This window comes from uncultured Nostoc sp., from assembly GCF_964245445.1.
Lineage (GTDB): Bacteria > Cyanobacteriota > Cyanobacteriia > Cyanobacteriales > Nostocaceae > Nostoc.
This window is the reverse complement of the sequence record NZ_CAXTNE010000110.1, coordinates 1-23,916: the sequence shown is the minus strand read 5'-3', so window position 1 is coordinate 23,916 and position 23,916 is coordinate 1. Positions and strand designations below refer to the sequence as shown.

Genomic DNA, 23,916 nt, shown 5'->3' with positions numbered 1-23,916 from the left:
GGCAGGGGGCGGGGGAGAAGATCCTCCCCTATGCTGCCTGCTAAGAGCTCCCCTGCCTCTTCTCCCCACGCTTCATGGATAGCAGCCACAACATCTAAATACAAAGGCTCACCGGCGCTACCTGCTTCTTTGGTGCGGTCGAGAACTGCGATCGCTTTTACACTAGTTGGTAATACTGCAACAAACTTTTGGACATCAAAGGGGCGGTAAAGTCGCACTTTCACCACGCCAAGTTTTTCACCACGGGCGTTAAGGTAATCTATTGTTTCATGGACAGTTTCACAACCTGAACCCATAAGAACGATAACGCGATCGGCATCGTTAGCGCCGTAATATTCATAGATTTTATAATGCCTTCCCGTGCGTTCTCCAAATTCATCCATGATGCGCTGGACAATTTCTGGACAAACGTTGTAGTAGGGGTTAGCGCCTTCACGTCCTTGGAAGTAGACATCGGGGTTTTGGGCAGTACCGCGCAATACCGGACGATCTGGGGTCAGCGCACGGCTGCGGTGGGCGAGTATGAGGTTATCGTGGATAAGCGATCGCAAATCGCTATCTGACAGCAATTTGACTTTCTGCACTTCATGTGATGTGCGGAAGCCGTCAAAGAAATGCATAAGCGAGACTCGCGTCTCTAGCGTAGCAGCATGGGCGATGAGAGCAAAATCTTGACTTTCCTGCACTGAAGCGGAACACAGCAGGGCAAAACCAGTAGCGCGGGCTGCCATCACGTCGCTATGATCACCAAAAATTGACAATGCATGGGTAGCCAAAGAACGGGCGGCAACGTGAATCACAGCGCTAGTCAGTTCACCAGCAATTTTGTAAAAGTTGGGTATCATCAACAATAATCCCTGAGATGCCGTGAAGGTAGTACTCAAGGAACCTGTTTGTAATGCCCCATGCACAGCACCAGCAGCTCCCCCTTCGCTCTGCATCTGCACGACACTGGGAACAGTACCCCAGAGGTTAGGACGATTTTCTGCTGACCAAGCATCTGCCCATTCACCCATTGCTGAAGAGGGGGTGATGGGATAAATGGCAATCACCTCATTTAATTTGTAAGCAACACGGGCGACAGCCTCATTCCCGTCGATGGTTGCAAAGGTTTTGTTCATAATATGATTTTTGTCCCCGCCTGTAAACTGCATTATCAGAACATGTAAATAAGAAAATTAGAGTAATCAGAGCCAAGCAGACAATGTATTCTGGGTTTTTAAGTTAACTTTAAATAAATACTCTATATGTAAGCATCTCATCCGAAATAGCGCATCTATTAATATGTCTTAATCATGTACTCAATAGCCAAACTATTGATGAGATAAAGCTTTCAGGGAATTTATTATTTTTTGTGGGGTATAGGTTCGGGAATCTTTTTATCCACTAAATTCATGTAGCTGAACTGCGATCGCTAAATGTAGCAGTTACTGCGAATACGTCCCCATAAAGATGACACAATGCGTTAGTTTCGCCTTAACGCACTCATATCAGATTGTAATATATGAAAGTAGCATCTTTATTGCTGATATCTAAAATGATATTTGATTGATTTAAATATCATAAATAAATTTAGAAACTATAACTAAAAATCAAAACCATAAAACTTAACTTATAATAAAATAGTTCAAATACTTCTTGTTAAATATAGTAATTTATGGTTCACCGGAGAAAAATTTTAAAAACAGCAGGATACACAACCCTTTCTGCCTTATTAACTACGGTTTTTTTCCAAAAGGATAAGCAAAAAGAAGGCTATAGCACGAATGCTGATATAGCAAATTATGCAAATACAAATGTAAATTCTTCTCTTCGGCAATTAGCTGCCGCCAAAGGCAAGCTTTATGGTGCAGCAATTTCTAATGATATTTTGCTAAAAGAGAAGGATTACGCTAACCTTATTGCTCGTGAATGTTCGATTGTAACACCGGCTGGTGAATTAAAATGGGGCGCCACTGAACCACAGCCAGGACAATTTACCTTTGAATCAGCAGATGCGATCGCTGATTTCTGCCAAAAGCATAATATAGAGTTGCACGGGCATACCCTTTTCTGGCACATGGCAAACCCAGACTGGCTTCCTTACCCCCCCACTCTTAAAATGATCGAACGGCATGTTAAGGGAGTCATGGGGCATTATCGCAAGAGCAAGGTTTTAAAGTCTTGGGATATTGCCAATGAAATTATCGCTGATAATGAAAATGAAACTGACAACCTTACCTACGGTTTACGTAAAGGAGTAAAACCAGAATTAATTCGGGATTTATTTTTAATTGCTGCTTCAGTTGATAACAGCAAGAAATTTTATTTAAACGATTTCGGCATCGAAGGCGCTACATGGAAATCAGACCGTTTCTTAAAAATGGTCGAATATCTGAAGAATAGTGGCGTTAAAATTGACGGGGCAGGTATCCAATCGCATCTATGGTTTTCTACTGCCTACGGTTTTGACGAGAAAGGATTTAATTCCGTTTTAAAACGGCTTAATGATCTTGAAGTGAAACCAATAATCACAGAATTAGATATTATTATTGATACCCCACTACCCGATAGTATCAAAAAGCTAGACCAGATGGTAGCTGACAGTTACAAGCGATATCTTGACCTCTGCTTTGCGGCTAAAGTTGATACTGTAATTACATGGGGGCTTACCGACCGTCATAGCTGGATACGTCATCCCGACTGGATGCCAAGAAAAACTTTTAGGAACAATCCAAATCTCTGGAAATTTCTGCGTCCGCTTCCCTTCGATGAGAACCTGCAACCTAAATCTGCACGCAATGCTATTGCCCAGGCTTTTGAGCAAGCAAGTTAGAATTACTGCACCCAGACGTAAATAGCGCATTTAACTATTATTCTAAGCGAAGTATCTGGCGAGATACTTCGCTATTCACGAGCACGAAAGTTGAATCAGGCGTGCTTACTAATTAATAACTCAATCACGCTAGAAATTTAGGAAATTTTGTACTGAGAAATAGCAGGATTCCATTCTTTTTTTCTTGACTTGGGATACTCCAAATTTCTCGTAAAAATAATGTGGCTAGAAACCAAGGCTCAAGTAAGTAACGTCTCCAAAGTCTTTTAGGTTCAGACAACAAGCGATATAACCATTCCAAGCCCACCTTTCCCATCCAGCGAGGAGGAGTGGGTACTGCTCCTGCTACATAATCAATACAGCTCCACTGGTCAAAATAGTATTGGTATGAATATGTTCAAGATTTTCGTAAATCCAACGTTCTTGGCGTGGCATACCCATCCCCACCATCAATATATGAGGTTTGTAAGCATTAATTGCAGCCAGAGTAGCAAGATTTTCTTGACTATTTTTATTCATATCAATATAGCCATGAGCGCAAGCAATCTGTAACCCAGGAAATCTGCGGCACAAAATACTTGTTCCTTTTTCAGCGACTCCTGGCTTTGAACCTAAATAAAATACACGCCAGCCTTTATCAGCTGCTTCCGCCATCAAAGGCCATACCCAGTCAGCATAGGTTACTCTTTGCTCTGGTTTCATAGGAAAACCCAATAGTTTTCCTATAAACAATAAAGGCATACCATCAATATGGGTATATTCTGCCTTGGCATAAAAAGCTTGCATCCTTGGATCATTATGGAAGAGATAAAGACTATGCATGTTGTGATTAGCAATAATCCATTTTTTCTTCTTCTGAATAGATTCTTCAATCAACAAATTTAAGTCGCGGATAGAGAGCGCATCCACTTGAGCACCAAGAAGTCTGTAAGATGAAATCCGTATCATAAATGTTTTTAGTATTAGATTGTACAAGTAAAGATTTAATATTACTGAGTATGCGATCGCTGTTTTTTCAATATTTGTTCAGCACCTTCAACTAAGGTCTGTACCCTAGCAGCCCAACTGTGATGATTTACTATCTCATTGCAAGCCAATTTTCCCATTTCTGGCAGAGCTTCTCTTTTCTGATAAGCTTCCAATAAGGTACGTTTTAAATCATTTTTATCACCTGGTTTAAATAGGAAACCTGTTTTGCGATCGCAAATCAACCTTTTAGCATCTTCAAAAGCTGATGCTATGACTGGTTTAGCCATTGCCATGTATTCATAAAGTTTCATAGGTGAGAGATACATCTTTCCCATTTGTAATTGAACTTGCCCAGAGTAAGCAACATCAAATCCAGCGATATACTGGGGTACTTCTTGCCAAGAAACCCGACCTATAAAAGCTACATAAGCTGAAATACCTAATTCTTGACTCCGCTTTTCCCAAGCAGATTTCATTGCTCCATCGCCTACTATTACCAGCGAAATGTCTAAGCCTTCAGAGCGCAATTCAAATACTGTTTCTAATAATAAGTCTAAACCAGCCCAAGCATATAAACTACCTATGAAACCTATAGTGAAACCTGAAAATATTCGCTTTGGGATATGTAGATCAGGATTAATAAAATCAATATCCACTCCATTTGGTATCAAGACAATCTTTTCACTTGAAATACTAAACTCCCGGACTAAAATTTCTTTTAAAGTTTCACTAACACAGGCTAAAACATCGCATTTTTGATATGCTCTGATTTCCATCCATCGAGCTAATCTATCTAGTAATAACGCTTTTCGTTCTGCCTTTGCTTCATAAAAAAGTAATGCTTCAGCTTGCAAAATCCAAGGTATTCCCTGACGTTGGAATATCCAGCCCATACATTGCAAAGTCGCAGCATACTCATACACCCAATCAACTTGATTTTTAAGTTCTTGGTAGCTTCTCCAAGAGTTAATGACACCAAGCCCGATACGCATAAAATCTACTGCTAAGGTGTAGAAAAAACCTTTACTGATTAATTCACCAGAACCATTCGTCGACCATTTTTTTGAAACTTTATCTCCCACAATAAATGTTTCGATTTTCCACTCGAGTGTTTTAAAGCCCTTCAGGATTCCTAAAACCCGAGAACGAGGCCCAGACATCTCTGCATCAGCATGTGTTGAAATGCGAGGTGCTGCCGCTAAAAAACCAAGACGTTGCTGCATTTTGGAACTCCTTAAGATTGGGAACTACTTTGTGAAATTTCTTCTGCAAATGTGGGAGATGCAGCCAAGTTTTTGTAACCAATAATGGCTCGGAGATAAGGTAAACACCAATAAATTACCCACAATAACCCGGAGTGCCGACAACAGAATTCAGTCCAAGGCTTGAGCGGAAATGCTTTGACTTGAATTACCTTTCTTAAACGTTCTAAAACAGATAATTTTGTATCTACCCAACTATTGCGGATTGAGTTTTTACCGCAGGTTCCGACATATCCAGGTACAACCCATATTGAGCAACCATTCTTTCTTGCTCTCAAACCATAATCTAGGTCTCCTAAACTGTGGATAAATGCTGCATCAATATTCCCTACTTTATTTACAACCGCACGAGGAATTAGCACACAATTACCAAACATCGTGTCACATTCTTGAAGAACCTGAACTGAACCTAAAAATTCATATTTATTAGAGTACCATTTGCGAGATTTCACAGCACCGCCGTATGAAGGTTCTCTTGTCATTAAATCTTGAGTCGTACCAACAAATATTGAATTTTCTCGGACAGTTTCTAATAATTGTTGATGAAGCGTGAGTAAGCGTTCCAAGGTGTTTGATTCTAGTATTGTGTCGTCATTCAACCAAAGATAATAGTCATAATCTTTTTGCATTGCTTCAGCAAACGCTAGTCTCATTCCTCCTACCCAAAATAAATTCCCATTGCCTTGAAGAATCTGGACTTGCGGATAAAAAGCCTTCACTGCCTTTGAAGTACCGTCAGAACTTCCATCATCGGTTAAGTAAACATCAAAAGGCTTTGTTTGCTGCTCTAACGCACGCAGACAATTCAGAGTTGTCTCACGCCTGTTAAAACAAGTCATTATTACTGCTAGCTGTGGTTGCTTCATGGAGTATTTTTTATTATGTTAATTTAGTTAGATGAAACAAAAATTCAAGGTTGATTTCGTTCTTTATATAGAAAAATACTCATGAAAATCTTTAAAATTGTATTTATACAATTCGTCTGATTTGATATATCGGGATTGGATGCCATTAGGTGCAGCAAAGTATTTTTTACTCATGGCATTTGGTTCTACTTTAATACCACTTTCTTGTTCAATAAGATTAGCGATATAAGTGCAATAAGCTAATCTCCAATCATTCATTTTTTTCAGAGTTTGTTCTCGAATCTTGTTTGGGTCAGGTGCTAACTGTTTTAAAGTTTGCACAGCTTCAGCAACTTTCTCAGAATCTGGAGCAACAATAACGGAGTTCTCAGGAGTAAAAAATTCATCTCGTCCACCTTTACTTGGAGTACTGACAACAGGAATTCCACACAGTAAGTACTCACTTGATGCTAGATTTGCTCCTTCGATTGCTGAAAGAATCAAACCGACATAGGACTGATTATACTTTTTTGCTAACTCTGTACGTGCAAGAAAGTCTTTGTTGAAATCCGCATGTTTCAATTCTGGACAGAATTTATGTAAGTCACCACCATAGGATACAACCATCAATTTTTCTACGTTTTTTGCCAGTCCAAGACGCTTTGATTCATTGAGTTGTGCTGTGTAAATTGCATCATAAAGCTTTGGTTGCTCGATAACTCGATATAAATATTCATTAATATAAAAATTCTGGTTGAAGTGCGCTCCACGAATCAAAAAACGTTTTCGTAATTCTTCTTCATCTGACGCATTTACCATTAAGTGATGTGTTCTTCCCTCAATACCATGTAGAGTTGCTTTTATCTTCCTTAGCAACATTTGCTTAGGTGTTGCACACCACCCAGGGATATGTTCTAAAACGTGTTTGGGACGAAACCATTTAGGTAGAGGTTGATATGTGACTTTGTTTTTTTCGTAAATCACTCCCCCAAAGAAAGGATAGCTTCCAAGAAAGGAAACAATAAGCGGACGAGTACTAAGAATATAAAAACCGTGAAATAACATTCAAATACTTCTCCTCAATTAACTATGTAATTCAAAGATGAAAATAATCATTCAAAGGTTGGCAATTTTTTCTATCCAATTACTCACTTGAATATTCAATTTAAACACGCTTAACTTGTGTTCTATTTTTCTCACAGTCAACATATATCGGTGCATCACTGATGTGGACGGCATCTTATATCCGACAACTCTTTCGCATAACCATTGATATTTATCTGAACTTCGATTAAAGCTTTTTAAGCTTTGAATTTGTACATTCCAATCCTTATAGAAAAACAGATTGAAATAATGTATCGACACTATGTCATCCCAAGCTTTAAGCCGTGATTCTTTAGATAAGCGATTGTGTAAAGGTAATGGATAACTATAAGCAGAAGAAAAATGAGAAATATTTTCTTCCAGCGAGCATAAAGTCACAGATAAGACTGACTGTTCCACAAAATAAATCCCTTGAGGAGGGGTAATATTCATACGCATCACCTTCTCAAAGTTTTCTTTCCAGGCAGTAAATATACCTGCACTCCTCCTTACAGCAACCAGACCAGAATTCCAGTAAGCTCTAATTTTTTTATTGCCAATTGGTGTCTCAACAAACACCTCATGCTTTACCCCCAGCACTTGATATAGCTTTTGCCAGTACCATTCTTGAGGGTCTCGTAGGCCTGTAGAACCAATTCCTTGACCATACTCAGGACGTATGCGAACATTACAATTTACTGGCAATAAAAATTCGTTTGGCTCGGAAAACAAACATTTGTCACTATCTAAAAAAACTAAGATTTCTGCATCAATATTTTGTTCTGCATAGGCACAAACCAGGGGTTTATTGGCTAAATAATATTCATGAAATTCTTGATTTATAGGAACTTGTTGATGAATCACCTGCAACGCTTCAAACGCTTGTTGGGTTTGCTTTGATATCGCTTCACCTACTCTAGGATGAAAACTATATATAGGTGTATTTTTTAATTCGCCGCAGAAGTTACGAATACTTTCTGCAAGCATCAAAGATTGACCTTCTAAACGACCAGGCTCTGTACAAATTATAAAAGCTATAGGTATTGGCATACTATGAAGTATTTGCTTACTAAGTTAATTTCTGAATGAAGATTTATTTGCGTTCATCAATATTTCCTGGAACAAAGCTGAATAACGACGTGCTTGGAGTTCCAGAGTGAATTCTTGTTGCGCTTTTTCACGAGCATAAAATGACAGCTTTTGCAGCCTCTGTTCATTTTCAAGTACCCAGGTAATTCCTTTGGCAAAATCTTCAACTTCATAAGGTTTAGCCAAATAGCCATTTTGCTGATGATCAACAATATCTTTTAAGCCAGTAGAATTAAATGCTACAACTGGAGTGCCACAACTGAATGATTCAGAAGCTGCCTGCCCAAAAGATTCTTGAAGAGACGGTACAAGCATCACATCAGCTGCTGAGTAAAGAGTTGCTAAAGATATATCATCATGTAAGTGTCCTAAATAGCGTGCTTTACAGCCTAAATCAGGTGGATTTTCAGGTTGAGATGCGCCAAAAACCACTACTTCTACGTTATCCTTCCAGCCAGATTTACTCAATTCTTGTAGAGCTGGCTGCAATAAATGAAATCCTTTATTTCTATCACTTGTTGCCTCGATCGCTCCAAAGAGAATCAGCTTCTTATCTTGAGGTAACTTAAGTATTTCTCGTGCAAAATATTTATTAATAGGTCGATATTTTTGAATATCTAGCCCGTGGGGAATTACCTCGATTCGCAAATCTTGGAATAAAGAACTAGAACGAGCGCACTGCCCTAACCAAGAGCTTGGTGAAACCAGAGTTAAATTAAGATTTTTCCAGGCTTTTACCTTGCGCTGCCATGCCCAACGGGATAAATCCCATTCATTACCACTGTTGAGTTGAGAACAAGCTCCACAGGATACTTTGTAGCGATCGCATTCTCCAGTAACGTGACACCCTCCAGTAAACCCCCACATATCATGGAGAGTCCAAACTAGAGGACGCTTCAGTTTAGAAAATGTTTCTATTTGCATAAAAGCTGCGCTAATCCAATGTAAATTTATTATGTCTGGATTAATCTGAGCAACTTTAGGAATAATTCTATCTGGCAACCATTGAACAAAAAATGGAGTATTTTTCTTTTGACGATAAAGTTTTAACGGTAGACTTTCAAATGTCAACTTTGCTTTAGCAATGCCTTGAAATAATTTAGTCTTAGGCGCAATTACTGTTTTATCATTACTAGATTTTTCCTGGACTAGCATTTGTGACTCTAGCCCTATATCTTGCAAACCTGTGTGCAAACGATATGCAGCTCTTGCTGCACCTCCAGCAATATCATGGGTACTAAGATGTAAAATTTTCATTTTTCTTAACTTCGTAATTACTAAAATTATTTATGACTGCCATAAAAGCTATTCATATAGCTCTGATGATAATTTCGTTGATAATCAAGAGTTAAAGAGAGCGAAGTTGTAATATACATCAACCAATTCCAACTGGGAGTTAATAATCTTGCTTCGGAAAAATTAATAATGACTATGAGAATTAACATCTGCATTGGCCAATAATCTTCCGGTTTTTTGGCTACATAAATAATTCGAGTCATAGCCATCACAAAGAAACGAATAAACCCTGCGGCAAAAGTCAAAAAGCCTAGCAATCCTAATTCTAATAAGAGTTCTAAGAAGCCGTTGTGAGCATTACTTGCCCATTCATAAGTAGCTCTCAGCTTAGATGCAGCATTACTAGTCCAAAATCCAGAATATCCATAACCTAACCAAGGTCTTTCCAAAATCTTGGACATCACTAGCTCCCAGAGATCAGAGCGTCCATTGAAGGTAAGGTCTTTACCAGAAGTACCAACTACAGTTTCGGCGTTATTGACAAGCAATATTGAAAAAATAATCAATAGCATCAACGCAGAAGTAATCATAATAACTTGTAATTTATAATTAGTTTTTTTAAAAAATTTGTAAAAAGGTAAAAGTAATATCATTGTTAATAAAATCGTTAAAGATGTTGTCGAACGTGAGAGGATAATTAGACATATAGATATCCCACATAGCGCCCACATCAACCAGCGATATCGATGGCTACTAAGAGCAAGGTGCAAAAAAACTCCTGCACTCCAAGCCATCATGTATCCTAATTCATTTTTATGACCATAAATTCCGCTCCACATATTTAGTAATTCAGGTGATTGGTGACTGTAATCCGGTAGAAATGCAGAAAATAGCATAGATAATAATGCGGCTGTACCAAGTGCCCAAGCTATTAACCTCATTTGTTCCCTTAGGGAATAACGCATTGCTAAATAGATTGCAAGAAAATATATTCGGATTAGACCCCTCATATAAGTAAGACTAGAACTTAAGTCTTCTGACCACAAAAGAGAAAATATAATTATTGCTAGTAAAAAAATATGTAATGGGCTTATAGTAGCTACATATAAAAAACCTTTCCAGTATAAAAGTAGGAAATAAAATAGAATTAAATATGAAACTATATTGAATATAGTATCTAGCTTATCACCGCCAAGGGTAGATATAGAAACATCTTGTGCAGGGTGTATTGTTAATGCCCCAACAGCAATGAGTAATAATAAAATAGTTAATATTTTTTCTGTTATTTTTATTTTAGTTTCTGACATTTACTTTGCTTATAAATTTACTAGATTTACCACTATTTTTTTAAGTTTGAGTAATTTATTTTTTTTTCAATTCTTCTTTAAAAACATCTAATACAGTCGCTTTATAAACTGTTTTCTGAGTAAAATTATCTGCTTCTCTATTCCTGACAATAAACGGTGGATGTTTTAGAGGAAATTCCATTGCTTCCATCGACATATTGATGAACGAAAATTTTTGGTTGGAAGTGAAATGAGTTGCGTCTGCACCAGTACCAACATTAGAAACTAAATTGACATTCGGAATAATACTTAAGCTGCCCTGCATCCAGCAAGCAAACGTCCATTGATAATCCCAGGTTATACTTGTAGGATTGTTATAAACAGATTGAAATATTCGTCGCCAATAATTTATTGCTTTCTGATCTGCAAGAATGTCATGTAAAATATTTTCTGCTTGCACCTCTTTCCAGAGTTTGATGGTTAAATCATAATGTTGCCAAGCACGTCTCCAACTTGCCCAACCCCAGCAGTGGCTGTAACGAGAAAAATAATAACTGTAATTTGTGCGTTTTCGTCCAAACTGAAGATTTTGAGCAGAGATTGTGGCAATTCTGGTATCGTTTCTATATTTTTCTAGCAGTTCTTCACTATATCTGAAAAAACTTGGGTGAGGAATGCAATCATCTTCTAAAATAATTGTCTCTTCAACATTATTAAATACCCAATCTAAACCACTAGATACTCGTTTTGCACAACCTAAGTTGATATCAGAATAATTCTTGATAACTTCACAGTCCCAATCAACTCTTTCAATAATTGCCCGAGTTGCTTCACACTTTTCTGCCTCACCTTCGCGATCTGTGCGGGCGCCATCTGCAATTACAAAAAGTTTGGTTGGTTTGGCTTTGCGAATAGCTTCAAAAACTTTCTCTGTTGTCTGTGGCCGCTTAAAAATAATAAAAGTTATTGGTGTTTGCATTTTTGATTAACTTGGCTAATGTCTTAAGAAAGGTGAAAGTTAGATAAAAAGGATTAATTTTTATAAAAAAGTAGAAGCGATCGCACTTGAATCTTAAATATTTTTTGGGTTCTATTATCAAATGCATTGCACACAAAACTAGCAGCAGCTTGAGATATTATTGTTGCGATCGCAGCCCCAAAACCTGCATATTTAGGAATAAGTAAGAAATTAAGAATGATATTGAGTATTGCCCCAAATAAAGTTTTACCGAAAGAAACGTGATTCAAACCTTCAGCAATAAACCACGGTGATGTTGCAAGGCCCATAAATACAAATAAAGAAGTCCAAATATGGATTGCTAGTATCGGCCCCGCTTCCGCATATCCACTTCCAAACATCACCATAATTATCTTGTCGGATAGGAATGTCATTGGCAGAGCAATTGCAATAGATATACATACAAGGAGACGAAGTAATTGTCCTATTCGCTGATAATAAAGAGTTTCTGATTTTTCTTTGGCCGCATAAATTGAAGGAGCAACCGAAGAGACAATAGCCGCCGGAATAAAATACCAAATTTCCGAAATACGGACAGCAGCAGAATAAATCCCAACCTCATTATTTCCGGTCATTTGACCTAACATTACCTGATCGATTTTCATAAAAATCATGATAGCGAACCCCGAAAAAATCAGAGGTAAGCTCTCTTTCAAAAGAGTTTTGGCAGTAGAAAAACTCCAACGCCATAACAAGAATGAAGATACTTTTACTTGATAAACAATCAGTAAACCAATTGCACTCATTGCAAATTCTCCTAATGTTACCCAAGCAAAAGCTAACAGTGGGGCTTTTGTTAAAATCAGCGCTATTTTGATGAGACTATTTAATAAAAAGGCTATATTCTTAGCAATCACCGTGTATTTTGACTGCACCTGTGATTGAAACCATAGTTCAATAGTATCAGCTGCCCTAAAAATTCCTGCCATTGCTAAAATTACAACTAGCCATATCTTCAGTGTTTCATGCTCACCTAAGAAAAACATGCCACTAACTGCTAATAACACAGAAGCAATTCCACCCAGCAATTTTAGCCAGAAAGTAGTTCCTAAAATTTCTTCTTTGTTTAATGGTTGACGGACAATATGGCGAACCACTACATCGTCTAGTCCTAGAGTAAAAATCGGGCTAAATAAGCTAACAAAGGCTAAAACATAGTTAAATAAACCATACTGTTGGACTCCTAAATAGCGTGCTATCCATACCCCTACAACCAAGCTTGCACCCATACGGAGAATGCGGTCAGCAAACAACCAACTTGTATTGGCAATAATTGCACGCAGACTAGAACTAGATTTAAATTTTGATAAGCCTTGAAGCCTAATTTTATTTAGCATAGCCTTTTAATTTAACCAAGTGACACTCTTTATCAATTTTCCTAATGCAAATTTTATTAGCTTATTAAATTATTCAAGATAGATTAAGTTAAGCCAGTATTTTATATAATTATTAGTTTCGATTTTTTAAATTTACCATACATCAAAATTTTGATAAAGTAGCTGAATAACAAAACAATACCTTTGATTTTCCAATACAAATTATGTTCAAACAAAAATATTATTTTCAGATATGAAATAAAATCCTGAGATTTTGGACATGGGATTGTTTTTAGCTCTTCGAGAGATATGAAAGCTAATAACAACGGTAAACTTAAATTATTTTTTTGAAGTATGTAATTAAAGAAGGAATTCCGTTTCCAAAATCTTTTATATTCATAGTTTTTGTCTGTATGTAAAAACTTATTGTTATGATACTGATTATTTTGATGTATTCTATACATCACTAAAGGTTTAGACATATAAAACTTTTTAGCCCCTACCAAGGAGGCTCCCCATACCAGACAATCATCAGACCTCACACGCCAATCTTCTATATTCGGAATAGGTAAAATTTTTCTGATGATTTCTCTACGTATTGATAATGTTGAAGTTATAGAGCCAATCCATTCACCATTGCATAAAGTTCTAATTACTGAATAACCCAAATCTAAATCAACTGCATCAGTTTGAAATATTCCTTCCACTGCCCCAAACTTTTTATATGCACAAAATATAAAATCACATTCAGGACGTCTACTATAAAAGTTTAGTGCGTTTTCTAAATATTGAGGTTCATAAATATCATCAGCATCTAAAAAAAATATAATCTCTCCGGTAGCAGCTAAAAAACTTTCATTAAAGGATGATAATTGTCCTTGATTTTTTTCTTTAAAGATGCATTTAACATTGTCTAATTGGACAAATTTAGCAATGACTTCCGCAGAATTATCTGTAGATGCATCATCAATAATAATAATTTCATCAAATTTAACCGTTTGGTTTAAAGCACTATCAATTGCCTCTGAAACAAATTCAGCATAATTGTAGTTATTAATTAAACAAGATGTTCTAATTTTATCCATGTAAAAATACCTCCATCATCAGGAATAAGATAGGTTGATTTACTTGCAACGACGTTCACTTTTCCAATTTGTCCGATTAACGCTCTTTGGAAAATTTTGTTAAGCTGCTAGATACTAAATCTTGTTGAATTTGTTGTTTTCTGTTGTCATAAAAATAACTATTAGGTTCATTTTTGGTATTCACACCATTGATGACTATCCCTAACACCTTCTGACCTGACTGAGTTAAAAAGTCTTTAGCTGAATTTGCACTGTTCAAGTCAACTACTCCAGGACGAACGACTAATAAGATTCCGTCAGTGAGGGTACTTAAAACAGCAGCATCCGCTATTCCTGATAAAGGAGGAGTATCAAAAATTACAAGATCGTAATCTATCCCAAAGTTACTAATTAATGTTGCCATGCGTTGAGAATCTAGCATTGCTACTGGGTTAGGAGGCAAAATTCCAGAAGTAAGAACCTCAAGATTAGGCATTACTTCTTGTATTGCTGCATCTAAAGAAATGTGACCAGCAATGGCATTACTTAGCCCTGTTGCATTTGTTAGCCCCCAGATATGATGCTGCATGGGATTACGCATATCTGCATCTACCAACAAGACTCGCCGCCCTGCCTGAGCCATAGTCACAGCTAAATTTGCAGATATGTCAGACTTTCCTTCTTTGGCAACGGAACTTGTGATTACAATGCTTTTTAGCGGTTTATCAGAACAGAGAAACTTTAAGTTCACTTGTAGCACTTGGTATGCATTACCAAGAGGGAAGTAAGGAATATCTCTACCAATGATTTTAGGAATAGCTCTATCGAGTCCTGCTATAGAAGGATTATCTTTACCATTTCTACTTTGTGTCGGAATCACTCCCAAAACACTGTATTTCATTACTTCTTTGGCTTCTTTGACGGTCTTCACCGAGCGGTCTACTAAGTCTAAACCAAAGGCAACAATGATACCTAAGAAAAGACCAATTCCTCCTCCACCTACAATAAACAGAGTTTTGCGAGGTCCTTCTGCTTTCTCAGGGGTTAAAGCATAGGAAATGACACGAGCGTTAGGAATCTTTTGATTCTGTGCAATATCAATTTCTTGGCGCTTTTTTAAGAGTGTTTCGTAAGTCGTTTGAGCTGCTTGTAGCTTCCGTTCTAGCTCTCGTTGACTCTGTTCTAGCTTTGGCAAATTATTTGCTCGTTTGATATAGGCCTGTTGCTGTCGCAAAAGTGTGGCAATCTGTCTTTCTAGACCGACGCGTTCTGCCTGAGCACGAGTAATATCTGCTATTAGGCTTTGGCGCAGTTGTCCAACCTGTAAACTTCCCTCTGTTATCTGCCCTGTACCAGCGAATTGTCCTATGCGTTCTTTTAGCAAGCTCTGAAGAGCTACGACTTTTTCTTGTAAGTTAGTAATTGTAGGGTGTTCAGGTGAAAAACGTGTACGCTCTAGTGCCAGTTGGCTTTCTGTTTCTTGGAGTTGAGCAAGCACTTTCTGAACTCCAGGTGCTTGAGTTAATTCAGATGCGATTACACCTTGCTTTGAATCTATCTTAGCTTCACTACTTAACTGTTCTAAACGACCTTTGACATCATCTAATTGAGCTAGAGCTTGAGAAATTTGGTTTCCTAACTTGGAAATCGTATCAACTGCTGCGCTTGCTTCTTGTCCCAAGACAACAACTTTATTCTTTTCTTTAAATAGCCGCAGTTTTGATTCGGCTCTTCTGACAATTTCCTCAGCTTTGGGTACTTCCGTTACGAGAACATCTTTGGCAATCAGTGCTTCATTCTGATTAGCTTTGATATTTAGCTCGATATAACTGTCGATAACTTCGTTGACGATTTTGGCAGCTAGTTCAGGATTGCCACCTTTATAAGAGATTTGTACAACATCAGTTCCTTTGATTCCTTCTATCTTTAGTTGTTTTGCCAAGTCGGAAATAGAGAGCAGTTTGCCTTTGCTATCTTTGAGATTGAGGGAATTAATTGTTTTCTCAATCACTGGATTTGATCCAATAACTCTCACCTGAGTTTCTAGGGGATTGTCGTTGACATTCAAAGCTTCCAAGCGTCCTATGTCTTCTGATAACCCTGTGAGTGAGGAAGAGCGATTGGTCTTAATCATCAAACTTCCTTCTGCCTTGTATGAGGGTTTTAGTGAAAATGCATACAAGCATCCAAGGGTAACAGCTATGCCAAAAATACCGATTAGAGGTAGCCAACGCCGTTGAATAACTTCTAAGTATTTCTGAATATTTACTTCTTCAATGTGTGGTAAAGATTCCATGGTCATAATATATACAAATTTTATAAATAAGTTGATTTAGTTACAGGAGATATTTTCCAGTATTTTACCGATACTAGCACTGGAGTCTACTTTGCTATGCTAATATCTGCGTTGATTGTCAGCTAATACCTTTTTATTGAGGTTGTTCAATATCTGAAGTAATTTATTAACCATTTTTAACTAGCAGTATGTGGCTTCCACTTCTGCACAAAAGAATAAATATTACATAATTTTGATTATTTAGAATTACAAACCCACTTTCACTACAATTCAAACTCATTTCCAGAAATATGTAAATATCAAGTTGATTGAAAAACCTAAACTAAAAAGACTAATTGTTTGTTTAACTTAGTGTTGTTTTACTACTGATGAAAGTATTGATTAATCATCTAGTAATTAACATCATATTCTGTAACAACACTGATTTGGATAACTTTACAAAATATTCATACAAATGCTAGTATATTCGTTACCTTTTTACTGATTATGAAAAGACAAGAAAAATTAATTGCTTAAGGGTAAGCAATAAAAGAACTGTGCGAGCTTACAAGCAATGGAACAACTTTATTAGTTATCAGTTACCAGTTTCAATCGAAGGCTTTAAGTCTTCCACCATACGCCTATTAACTGTTTACTGTTAATTGTTCACTGGTTTCAAGTTAGGCTTTGGACAGTGATAAGAGACGCCTAGAAAGACTGGATGGATATTTACCTGATCTGCTGCTTAAAAGCTTTGAACAATAATTAGTTTTTGCTTAGAATAATGGTCAATCTTGAGGACGATACGGGACTGACATAATAAAATTATGTGATTTGAGAATCGAACTTGTAAGGACTCACAGCCAGTTTAATTTGCCCAGACTGGTGCAAGGCTTTTTTGATGTGGCTTGATATATGGAAATGACAGCATAGCGTCTGCTCTTGAGTATATCCCGTATTTTAGGCTTACCCATAAACTTGCGATCGCCTTGTTTGTATTCTGCAATAAACACAAAATACTCCTTCCAAGGTTTATCTAACAATATATATGTTGTGCTATCTGTGTAACTGTATAGTAACACGTATAAGAGATAAACGACTAGTAACTAACGTTTGCAGAATAAAACCGAACTATATGAAGAAAGATAAACTCCGGTACAATCGTTTTCACTGATGCTTTATGTCAAGAACAAAGTTTTACGCTGACTTACTTATTAATACGGCTAAAAGAATATGAGTTAGTAGAGTTGCAGCAGAAAGCACAGAACAGACGAGGCTCAAATTCCGACATGGTTAGAGCATGGATTGCTCAACTGCCTCCTTTTAGACAAAAGTCTACATCAGACTAAATAAACTTCACTATATTTTTAATGAAGTTTAGCTAAACTTATAGCTATCTGTGTTAACCTGAAGTATTAAAACTAGGGTGCTATTTTTTGCTTTCAGTATCTAGGCAATTTTAATTATTAAACTAACATTAAATGTAAAGAGTATTGAATTATGAAATTATCTTCTATCACCTTAGTGATTGTGATTAGTGTACTCGCTCTCCCCCAGAGTGTCTATGCCAACCAAGAAAATGCTCCCATGATAACAGGCGATTACAATCAGGCTGGAGTTTTATTAACGGAACCAGCCACGATTAAGACTACATGGAGTAATTTTACCGGACAGAGCAATAATCGCAAAGAAACTGCTGAATCAATTTTGCTAGTACAGGAGCAAGAATGCCAAAAGATTAACCCGCTTGAGTTCATCAATGACCCAGGTGCTTTCTTTAAACAATGTCAAAAACCAACAAATACCCAAACTTCTCAGAGTACTGAGCCAATTGAGTATCTCAAGGTTCCTAAACTGGATTCTGGTATTAGTGTGACAGTTACTAAGTTTTGATATAAAACCTTTTTAGCAAGAGATAATTAATTATTGGTAGTGTAATTTCTCTAGATAATTTACGTTAAAACATGGATGAAATATTTATGCTGGCTGCTTTAGCTCAAAGCAGAAAAGCTTTGCCGGAATGTTTGCCGAACCCACCAGTAGGTTGTGTAATCATAGATGCCCAAGAGATAGTAGCCCAAGGATACACACAAGCACCCGGAAAACACCATGCTGAGGCTGACGCACTTAACCAAATTCAAGGCAAAGCTTTCAACTTCTTGAAAATGTATGTAACTCTTGAACCTTGTTCTTTTCATGGACGCACACCCGCATGTGCTTTAGCGATCGCCAAAGATCGTCGTATACATGAAATATATGTATCTATAATTGATCCAGACTCCCGTAATAATGGTCAAGGATTGGACATTCTCAGAAGAGCAGGAAAGATAGTTAATGTTGGACTATGCGCTAATGAAGTGAGTGCTTTTCTTAATCAATATTTAATCAAGTGATAGTTGAAAAGTTAAGTTAAAATTGCAACGTATTACCATTTTCCTAAAATCTTTGCAACAAGTTAATCAGCTGTGTCGATTCACAACTGTGCTTTTGTATCAACTTAAGGTGAAAATTAGTAAGTGTGGAAGCTTTAAGATATCTTATTGTTAAGGATTTCAGATGATTTCTGCATTTTTGGAGAAGTTGGAAATCTTGTTATTGAAATTATGCTGTATAATAATTAACCACCCCGAAACGTAAGTCTTTTCGCTTCGATAGGATAATTACCTGCGATCGCAGGTGTTGCTATCTTGCTAAGTATTATCCTTGATGTTAATGTGACCAATATTACTACTTTTAGTTAAAAAAATGTCGCCAAGAGTAATTACATTGATAATACTGCACCCAATACAGATGTCTGCGTTCAGTATGACACAAGCGCAATTATCATAGATACCTGCGTTTTTGCCGTTCTAAATCCCTAATTACAAGTATTTAACTGGACTTTCAAGAAGCAAGGCGGCTATGCTGTTTTGGTGGAAGTAGAAGGGAAAAGGATTTGGTTTGTTTGTTTCCTTTGTCGCGGTTAGCGTACCCCCAGTTGAACTGCTCCTAAGAAAGCTGTTTTTAAGTAGAAGAAGCTGGAAAAGTGCTTTTTTGATAGCTAGCGTTCTACGTAGCCGACTTGATATAATTGGATTATTTAGTAAAAACTTAGGGGTAATAAATGGGCATTTTAGGTTTAATAAGTTGATCTTCAATAAAATCAAAATATAACCTAAATAGTAGCAATCAAAATAAATTGTTAATTTGTGGTTTAATAATTTTAAATTACGACTAGTGTAGAGATTTTGTATTATTAAGTTGTTTTTTGTAATAAAATCATTATCGGGGCAATGTTTAATTTACTCATAAAGTGTATTAGATAAGTAAATAAATAATAATTCTGTTTCACAGATATGCAAATATCAAGAATAAAGCAGTGTAATAGGTTCAAAAGATATGGTAATGATACTTGAGGTAATTGATTTGTCACTACTGATGATGTTATTATTAGGGAGTGGGTTGATTTTGGGTTTATTATCTCCAAGAATTGACTTGTAATGTATCATAGACCAGAATTCATCAGTATTGCCAATTGATTGATTAGCAGTGTGAAATGGCTATGGGTCTGAATATCTAGACTTGATACCAATAAATTGATGAGGTTACAGAGGAGCAAATAACCATGAGCAACTTAACATCTCCACCTACCGAAGTTCAAAAAACGAAGAAAAAAAGTTTAGCCGCAGATAAAAAACCTCGAGCTACAGATGATATTGTGCGTAGTTATCTGCAAGAAATCGGGCGTGTAGATTTGTTGACTCGTGAACAAGAGGTTATTTTTGCCGAACAAGTGCAGCAGATGATGAATTTACTAGCTGCTAAAGAAGAATTGGCTGTGAAATTAAATCATGAACCCACGGTGCAAGAATGGGCAGATCAGGTGGAGTTAAGTGTTGAGGTGGTAAAGCAACAGCTAACTCAAGGACATCAAGCCAAGCAGAAAATGATTCAGGCTAATCTCAGGTTAGTGGTAGCAGTGGCGAAGAAATACCAGCACCGCAACCTGGAATTTATGGATTTAATTCAAGAAGGTACTTTAGGTTTAGAGCGAGGGGTGGATAAATTTGATCCCGCTCTTGGTTATAAGTTTTCTACCTACGCTTACTGGTGGATTCGTCAAGGAATTACACGAGCGATCGCTCAACAAGGACGGACAATTCGTTTACCTATCCACGTCTTTGAGAAACTGAACAAAATTAAACGGGTGCAACGAGAATTATCTCAACAGTTAGGTCGCGTTCCTACTACTGCTGAAATTGCTAAGGCGTTATCTTTGACACCTAGCCAAGTTCGAGAGTGTTTGTTCTTGGCCCGTCAACCGTTTTCCTTAGAGGCGCGAGTTGGTGAACAACAAGATACAGAATTGCAGGACATACTGGAGGATGATGGCCCTTCTCCCGAAGACTACGCTGTTGAAGAATCTTTGCACCAAGATTTACAAGACTTGTTGGCAAAGCTGTCTCCCCAGCAGCGAGAAATATTAACCTTGCGCTTTGGTCTGACTGATGGATATGAACTTTCTTTAGCACAGATTGGCGATCGCATGGGTATTAGTCGAGAACGGGTACGTCAGATAGAGCAAAAAGCCCTCAGCCTTCTACGACGGCAAAAAGAACAAGTACGTAGTTATTTAGCAAGCTGAGATTATTTTTTCATAATAATGTAGAGCATTTAAACTCAGGAAGTCACTATTATGACTGTATAAAACTCAGTTATTTTGGGAGAAAATAAACCTAAGTAATCTCTCTCAAAGTTTTAATATGAGTACATCAAAGACAGTGCAACAACTGCAAGCACAATGGGTAACTTTTGAAAACTTTCGACGTTATGGACAGGTGATTTTTGCAAGTCTTGATGGCAAAGCTTATGATGGGGAAGATGCCCAGTTAAACCTGCATAATGGTATTCCACGGTTTTATATTATGCGGTTGGAGAAGAGAGGACGAAAGTTTCACAAAATTACTCGCCATGTGCAATGCACTCAATGTCTGGGTTCTTTGGAAGGGAAGGATTGGTTAATTGCAGTTTCTCCTCCTAATAATGATGTAAATGAACCAGCATTAGAAGAGATTGCTGCTTTCCGCATTCCGGGGAATTGTTTTATCAAGCTACATGAGGGTACTTGGCACGCTGGCCCCTATTTTAACCATGAAGCTGTAGATTTTTATAATTTGGAACTAGCTGATACAAATGTGGTGGATCATTTCACCCATGATTTTCTCAAGAGTCATCAATTAGAGTTTGAGATGGTTTAGACTTCATCACTCAATCCCAAAGAAGGAACCAAAATTCGTCCGTTGTAACCTGCTTGGTTGTATTGTTCAAGGACATGAGTTGCAATACCTTTGCTCTCACCTAATCTAACCAAAGCTACACTTGCCCCCCCAAAGCCTGCACCCGTGAGTCTTGCACCAAACACCCCTTCTGTTTTCTGCAAAATCTCTACCAACCTATCTAGGGCTGGTACTGAAACTTCATAATCATCTCGCAAGCTGGCGTGGGAAGCGTTCATCAATTCGCCAAAACGCTCAGATGTTACTCCCTGCAATACTTCCAAAACGCGGTTATTTTCTGTAACTACATGACGGGCACGACGCTGTAGTGGTTCGGGTAATGTTTTTGTTACATTAACATCAGTAATATCTCGCAATGCTTTCACACCGAGCGATCGCGCCGCCTCTTCACACTCAGCCCGACGCTGGTTATAACCGCTAGTTGCAAGTGTGCGCGGTACACCGCTATCAATAACCAAAATCTCCGCTTTCTCAGGCAAAGGCATCACCCGACGTTCTAAAGTCCGAGTATCTAAAAACAAGATATGTTCAGTGTCAGCCAAGCTAGAAGCCATCTGATCCATGATTCCGCATTGCACGCCAGCATATTGAATTTCTGCTTGCTGGGCGAATTGGGCGATTTCAACATCATCAATCGGAAGGTTCAGAAGTTGGCGTAATGCCCGAAGGGTTGCCACTTCCAAAGCTGCGCTGCTAGACAAACCCGAACCCATAGGAACCGACGATTTGACGTACACACAAAGCGGCGATATTGTGTATCCTGCTTTTTGCAAAAGCTCAATACAGCCAAAAATATAACTGGCAAATCCAGACGGCTGATGATTGATATCTGAAATGCTCACTTGCTCGTTTAAATTTTCCGAGTAAAAGTTATGCTGGCTATCGCTACTAAAACCTAGCTGTACCGTCGTACCTTGAGGAATCGCAGTTGGAAGAACGAACCCATCATTATAGTCAGTATGTTCGCCCAGTAAATTTACTCTTCCTGGCGCACTCGCTTGAGTTTCAGGTGGTTTACCGAATACTTGTTGAAAATCCATAATTATTAATTATACAAAGGTACAGGGCGCAATCTTCCTTCTACCTCAACATTAGGAAAATTTGGATCAAAAGTCAGATTTTCCAACTTTCCATCTTTCAAAATTACAAAAGTATCTTCAACCTTTGCCCCTGCTAAACTAGGGTTCCAAGCGACAGCAATACCTTCTGCCAAAGTATCAATAGTGGTTGGATTTGCTACGATTTCTCGCGCTAAATATCCGGTGGTTCCTCCCTGGTGATGTTCATGGATGGCATTGGGAAATCCATGCTGCTCATAAGCCTGAGCTAGTGCGTGATAAACTGCATCAAGAGTGTTTCCAGGTTGGCACAAATTTAAAACTACTGCTTCTATTTCGCGCACATGGGAATGCAATTCGGCCTGTTCATCTGAGAGCTTACCAAAACAAACAAATCGAGTCAGATTTGCATATAAACCGTAACCTCTAGCGCAAAACACCAGCATTGCTTGCCGTCCAATTTGTTCTGCTGTGGCTGTAGCATGACGGTATAGCGGTAAACGCCTATCACCCGCTACCAGTGTCAGCGCCGGATGTAAGCCTTTCGCCCATAACGCCTCTGCACCCGCACCCGCTAACTGATATTCTGTCCAAGTTGGCTTGGCGGCTTTGAGTACTTCTGTCATTGCCTGACTAGCTTTTTGCCCAACTTGGCGATATCGCTCTAATTCACTTGACATCATTACCCGTTTGTGTGATTGCAGAGATGAGGGTAACGGCTGTTCTAAATTGGAGATGGGGCGATCGCTAATTACTTTTCCGCCACCAGTTGCATCACGAATAAAAGACTCACGGGTAGCACCATCAGCCCAAGGGTTGACATAAACCTTAAAATTAGCAGGTAGTTCTTCATCCTTAAGACGCTGCGCTTCAATTTCATCGGTCAATACCCAAGCATCTTCAGTAGTTACTAATACTTCTGCTACGCCACTCTCAGCAGTAAGCAGCACGGTGTTAGAAGCGCCAGCTGTCGCCCAGGCAAACCAGTCTGTACCGCGCAAGCGCACACCTTGCACTTCGGTTTCACGCAATATTTGCCTGATTAACTCTAGTTTTTTGGAGACTTCTTCGTTCATACAAAATTAGTAACCACAGATGAGTACACATAATTATGAGATTCATCTGTGTTTATATGTATATGTCTATGGTTTGAGAAAAACGTGGCTACGGTATTATATCGAGTTTGGCATTCAGTATTTACTTAGAACAGCATTTCATTAATTCGTAGCGAATTAAATTTGGCAATGGTAATGCATCGGCTGACAATGCCAATGCATCGACTAACAATACCAACGCATCGACTGACAATGCCAATGCATCGACT

The 23,916-nt window shown here is 38.0% G+C and carries 18 protein-coding genes and 3 pseudogenes; 6 read left to right on the top strand and 15 right to left on the bottom strand.

Annotation, left to right across the window (positions count from 1 at the left end; translation table 11 throughout):
* Positions 1-1,121: pseudogene (locus ACFE90_RS18970) on the bottom strand (pyruvate:ferredoxin (flavodoxin) oxidoreductase); the annotation flags it as partial.
* A gap of 536 nt (positions 1,122-1,657) precedes the next feature.
* Between ACFE90_RS18970 and ACFE90_RS18965 the strand changes: the two are divergent.
* Positions 1,658-2,815, top strand: a complete 1,158-nt coding sequence (locus ACFE90_RS18965; protein WP_375503186.1) for an endo-1,4-beta-xylanase — start codon at positions 1,658-1,660, stop codon at positions 2,813-2,815.
* A 124-nt stretch (positions 2,816-2,939) separates the two neighbouring features.
* Here ACFE90_RS18965 and ACFE90_RS18960 read toward each other — a convergent pair.
* The 12 genes and pseudogenes from ACFE90_RS18960 to ACFE90_RS18905 all read right to left on the bottom strand — a co-directional run bounded on the left by ACFE90_RS18960 (position 2,940) and on the right by ACFE90_RS18905 (position 17,271).
* Positions 2,940-3,763, bottom strand: a pseudogene (locus tag ACFE90_RS18960) (WecB/TagA/CpsF family glycosyltransferase).
* Positions 3,764-3,804: 41 nt separating this feature from the next.
* Positions 3,805-5,007, bottom strand: coding sequence for a glycosyltransferase family 4 protein (locus ACFE90_RS18955; RefSeq protein WP_375503184.1), 1,203 nt, complete (start codon positions 5,005-5,007; stop codon positions 3,805-3,807).
* Positions 5,008-5,018: 11 nt separating this feature from the next.
* Positions 5,019-5,912: a glycosyltransferase family 2 protein gene (locus ACFE90_RS18950; protein WP_375503182.1), complete on the bottom strand. Its 894-nt coding sequence runs from the start codon at positions 5,910-5,912 to the stop codon at positions 5,019-5,021.
* 63 nt (positions 5,913-5,975) lie between these two features.
* Positions 5,976-6,956 carry a glycosyltransferase gene (locus ACFE90_RS18945; RefSeq protein ID WP_375503180.1) on the bottom strand — a complete coding sequence of 327 codons (981 nt, stop codon included), beginning with the start codon at positions 6,954-6,956 and terminating at the stop codon, positions 5,976-5,978.
* Positions 6,957-7,007: 51 nt separating this feature from the next.
* Positions 7,008-8,024, bottom strand: coding sequence for a hypothetical protein (locus ACFE90_RS18940; RefSeq protein WP_375503178.1), 1,017 nt, complete (start codon positions 8,022-8,024; stop codon positions 7,008-7,010).
* Between the two features lie 24 nt (positions 8,025-8,048).
* A complete protein-coding gene (locus ACFE90_RS18935; RefSeq protein ID WP_375503176.1) occupies positions 8,049-9,320 on the bottom strand; it encodes a glycosyltransferase family 4 protein in 1,272 nt (423 codons plus the stop codon).
* A 26-nt stretch (positions 9,321-9,346) separates the two neighbouring features.
* Positions 9,347-10,606 carry an O-antigen ligase family protein gene (locus ACFE90_RS18930; RefSeq protein WP_375503174.1) on the bottom strand — a complete coding sequence of 420 codons (1,260 nt, stop codon included), beginning with the start codon at positions 10,604-10,606 and terminating at the stop codon, positions 9,347-9,349.
* Between the two features lie 55 nt (positions 10,607-10,661).
* A complete protein-coding gene (locus ACFE90_RS18925) occupies positions 10,662-11,564 on the bottom strand; it encodes a glycosyltransferase family 2 protein (protein ID WP_375503172.1) in 903 nt (300 codons plus the stop codon).
* Positions 11,565-11,617: 53 nt separating this feature from the next.
* A complete protein-coding gene (locus ACFE90_RS18920) occupies positions 11,618-12,940 on the bottom strand; it encodes a flippase (RefSeq protein ID WP_375503170.1) in 1,323 nt (440 codons plus the stop codon).
* A 101-nt stretch (positions 12,941-13,041) separates the two neighbouring features.
* Entirely contained in the window at positions 13,042-14,004 is a 963-nt protein-coding gene (locus ACFE90_RS18915; protein ID WP_375503168.1) for a glycosyltransferase family 2 protein, read from the bottom strand.
* A gap of 76 nt (positions 14,005-14,080) precedes the next feature.
* Complete coding sequence (locus ACFE90_RS18910) at positions 14,081-16,285, bottom strand: GumC family protein (protein WP_375503166.1); 2,205 nt, start codon at positions 16,283-16,285, stop codon at positions 14,081-14,083.
* An 830-nt stretch (positions 16,286-17,115) separates the two neighbouring features.
* Positions 17,116-17,271 (bottom strand): hypothetical protein, encoded by a 156-nt coding sequence (locus tag ACFE90_RS18905; protein WP_375503164.1) that lies wholly within the window; start codon positions 17,269-17,271, stop codon positions 17,116-17,118.
* A 487-nt stretch (positions 17,272-17,758) separates the two neighbouring features.
* On the opposite strand from ACFE90_RS18905, the gene ACFE90_RS18900 reads away from it, so the two are divergent.
* The 5 genes and pseudogenes from ACFE90_RS18900 (at position 17,759) to ACFE90_RS18880 (ending at position 21,495) form a co-directional block, all read left to right on the top strand.
* Complete coding sequence (locus ACFE90_RS18900) at positions 17,759-18,151, top strand: hypothetical protein (protein ID WP_375503162.1); 393 nt, start codon at positions 17,759-17,761, stop codon at positions 18,149-18,151.
* A 71-nt stretch (positions 18,152-18,222) separates the two neighbouring features.
* Entirely contained in the window at positions 18,223-18,651 is a 429-nt protein-coding gene (locus ACFE90_RS18895) for a bifunctional diaminohydroxyphosphoribosylaminopyrimidine deaminase/5-amino-6-(5-phosphoribosylamino)uracil reductase RibD (protein ID WP_375503160.1), read from the top strand.
* Between the two features lie 360 nt (positions 18,652-19,011).
* Positions 19,012-19,119, top strand: a pseudogene (locus tag ACFE90_RS18890) (DUF3172 domain-containing protein); the annotation flags it as partial.
* Between the two features lie 743 nt (positions 19,120-19,862).
* Entirely contained in the window at positions 19,863-20,882 is a 1,020-nt protein-coding gene (locus ACFE90_RS18885; protein ID WP_375503158.1) for an RpoD/SigA family RNA polymerase sigma factor, read from the top strand.
* Between the two features lie 118 nt (positions 20,883-21,000).
* Positions 21,001-21,495 (top strand): ureidoglycolate lyase, encoded by a 495-nt coding sequence (locus ACFE90_RS18880; protein ID WP_375503156.1) that lies wholly within the window; start codon positions 21,001-21,003, stop codon positions 21,493-21,495.
* On the opposite strand, the gene galK is transcribed toward ACFE90_RS18880, so the two are convergent.
* Together galK and ACFE90_RS18870 are read right to left on the bottom strand one after the other, a co-directional pair.
* The gene (gene galK / locus ACFE90_RS18875; protein ID WP_375503154.1) at positions 21,492-22,574 is read right to left on the bottom strand and encodes a galactokinase; all 1,083 of its coding nucleotides are present in this window, start codon (positions 22,572-22,574) and stop codon (positions 21,492-21,494) included. The genes ACFE90_RS18880 and galK overlap by 4 nt on opposite strands.
* A gap of 5 nt (positions 22,575-22,579) precedes the next feature.
* Positions 22,580-23,668 carry a M24 family metallopeptidase gene (locus tag ACFE90_RS18870; RefSeq protein WP_375503152.1) on the bottom strand — a complete coding sequence of 363 codons (1,089 nt, stop codon included), beginning with the start codon at positions 23,666-23,668 and terminating at the stop codon, positions 22,580-22,582.
* Between the last annotated feature and the right edge of the window lie 248 nt (positions 23,669-23,916).

Coding starts and splice junctions, on each gene's coding strand:
- ACFE90_RS18965 (WP_375503186.1), top strand. CDS start 1,658: ATGGTTCACCGGAGAAAAATTTTAAAAACAGCAGGATACACAACCCTT.
- ACFE90_RS18955 (WP_375503184.1), bottom strand. CDS start 5,007: ATGCAGCAACGTCTTGGTTTTTTAGCGGCAGCACCTCGCATTTCAACA.
- ACFE90_RS18950 (WP_375503182.1), bottom strand. CDS start 5,912: ATGAAGCAACCACAGCTAGCAGTAATAATGACTTGTTTTAACAGGCGT.
- ACFE90_RS18945 (WP_375503180.1), bottom strand. CDS start 6,956: ATGTTATTTCACGGTTTTTATATTCTTAGTACTCGTCCGCTTATTGTT.
- ACFE90_RS18940 (WP_375503178.1), bottom strand. CDS start 8,024: ATGCCAATACCTATAGCTTTTATAATTTGTACAGAGCCTGGTCGTTTA.
- ACFE90_RS18935 (WP_375503176.1), bottom strand. CDS start 9,320: ATGAAAATTTTACATCTTAGTACCCATGATATTGCTGGAGGTGCAGCA.
- ACFE90_RS18930 (WP_375503174.1), bottom strand. CDS start 10,606: ATGTCAGAAACTAAAATAAAAATAACAGAAAAAATATTAACTATTTTA.
- ACFE90_RS18925 (WP_375503172.1), bottom strand. CDS start 11,564: ATGCAAACACCAATAACTTTTATTATTTTTAAGCGGCCACAGACAACA.
- ACFE90_RS18920 (WP_375503170.1), bottom strand. CDS start 12,940: ATGCTAAATAAAATTAGGCTTCAAGGCTTATCAAAATTTAAATCTAGT.
- ACFE90_RS18915 (WP_375503168.1), bottom strand. CDS start 14,004: ATGGATAAAATTAGAACATCTTGTTTAATTAATAACTACAATTATGCT.
- ACFE90_RS18910 (WP_375503166.1), bottom strand. CDS start 16,285: ATGACCATGGAATCTTTACCACACATTGAAGAAGTAAATATTCAGAAA.
- ACFE90_RS18900 (WP_375503162.1), top strand. CDS start 17,759: ATGAAATTATCTTCTATCACCTTAGTGATTGTGATTAGTGTACTCGCT.
- ACFE90_RS18895 (WP_375503160.1), top strand. CDS start 18,223: ATGGATGAAATATTTATGCTGGCTGCTTTAGCTCAAAGCAGAAAAGCT.
- ACFE90_RS18885 (WP_375503158.1), top strand. CDS start 19,863: ATGAGCAACTTAACATCTCCACCTACCGAAGTTCAAAAAACGAAGAAA.
- ACFE90_RS18880 (WP_375503156.1), top strand. CDS start 21,001: ATGAGTACATCAAAGACAGTGCAACAACTGCAAGCACAATGGGTAACT.
- galK (WP_375503154.1), bottom strand. CDS start 22,574: ATGGATTTTCAACAAGTATTCGGTAAACCACCTGAAACTCAAGCGAGT.
- ACFE90_RS18870 (WP_375503152.1), bottom strand. CDS start 23,668: ATGAACGAAGAAGTCTCCAAAAAACTAGAGTTAATCAGGCAAATATTG.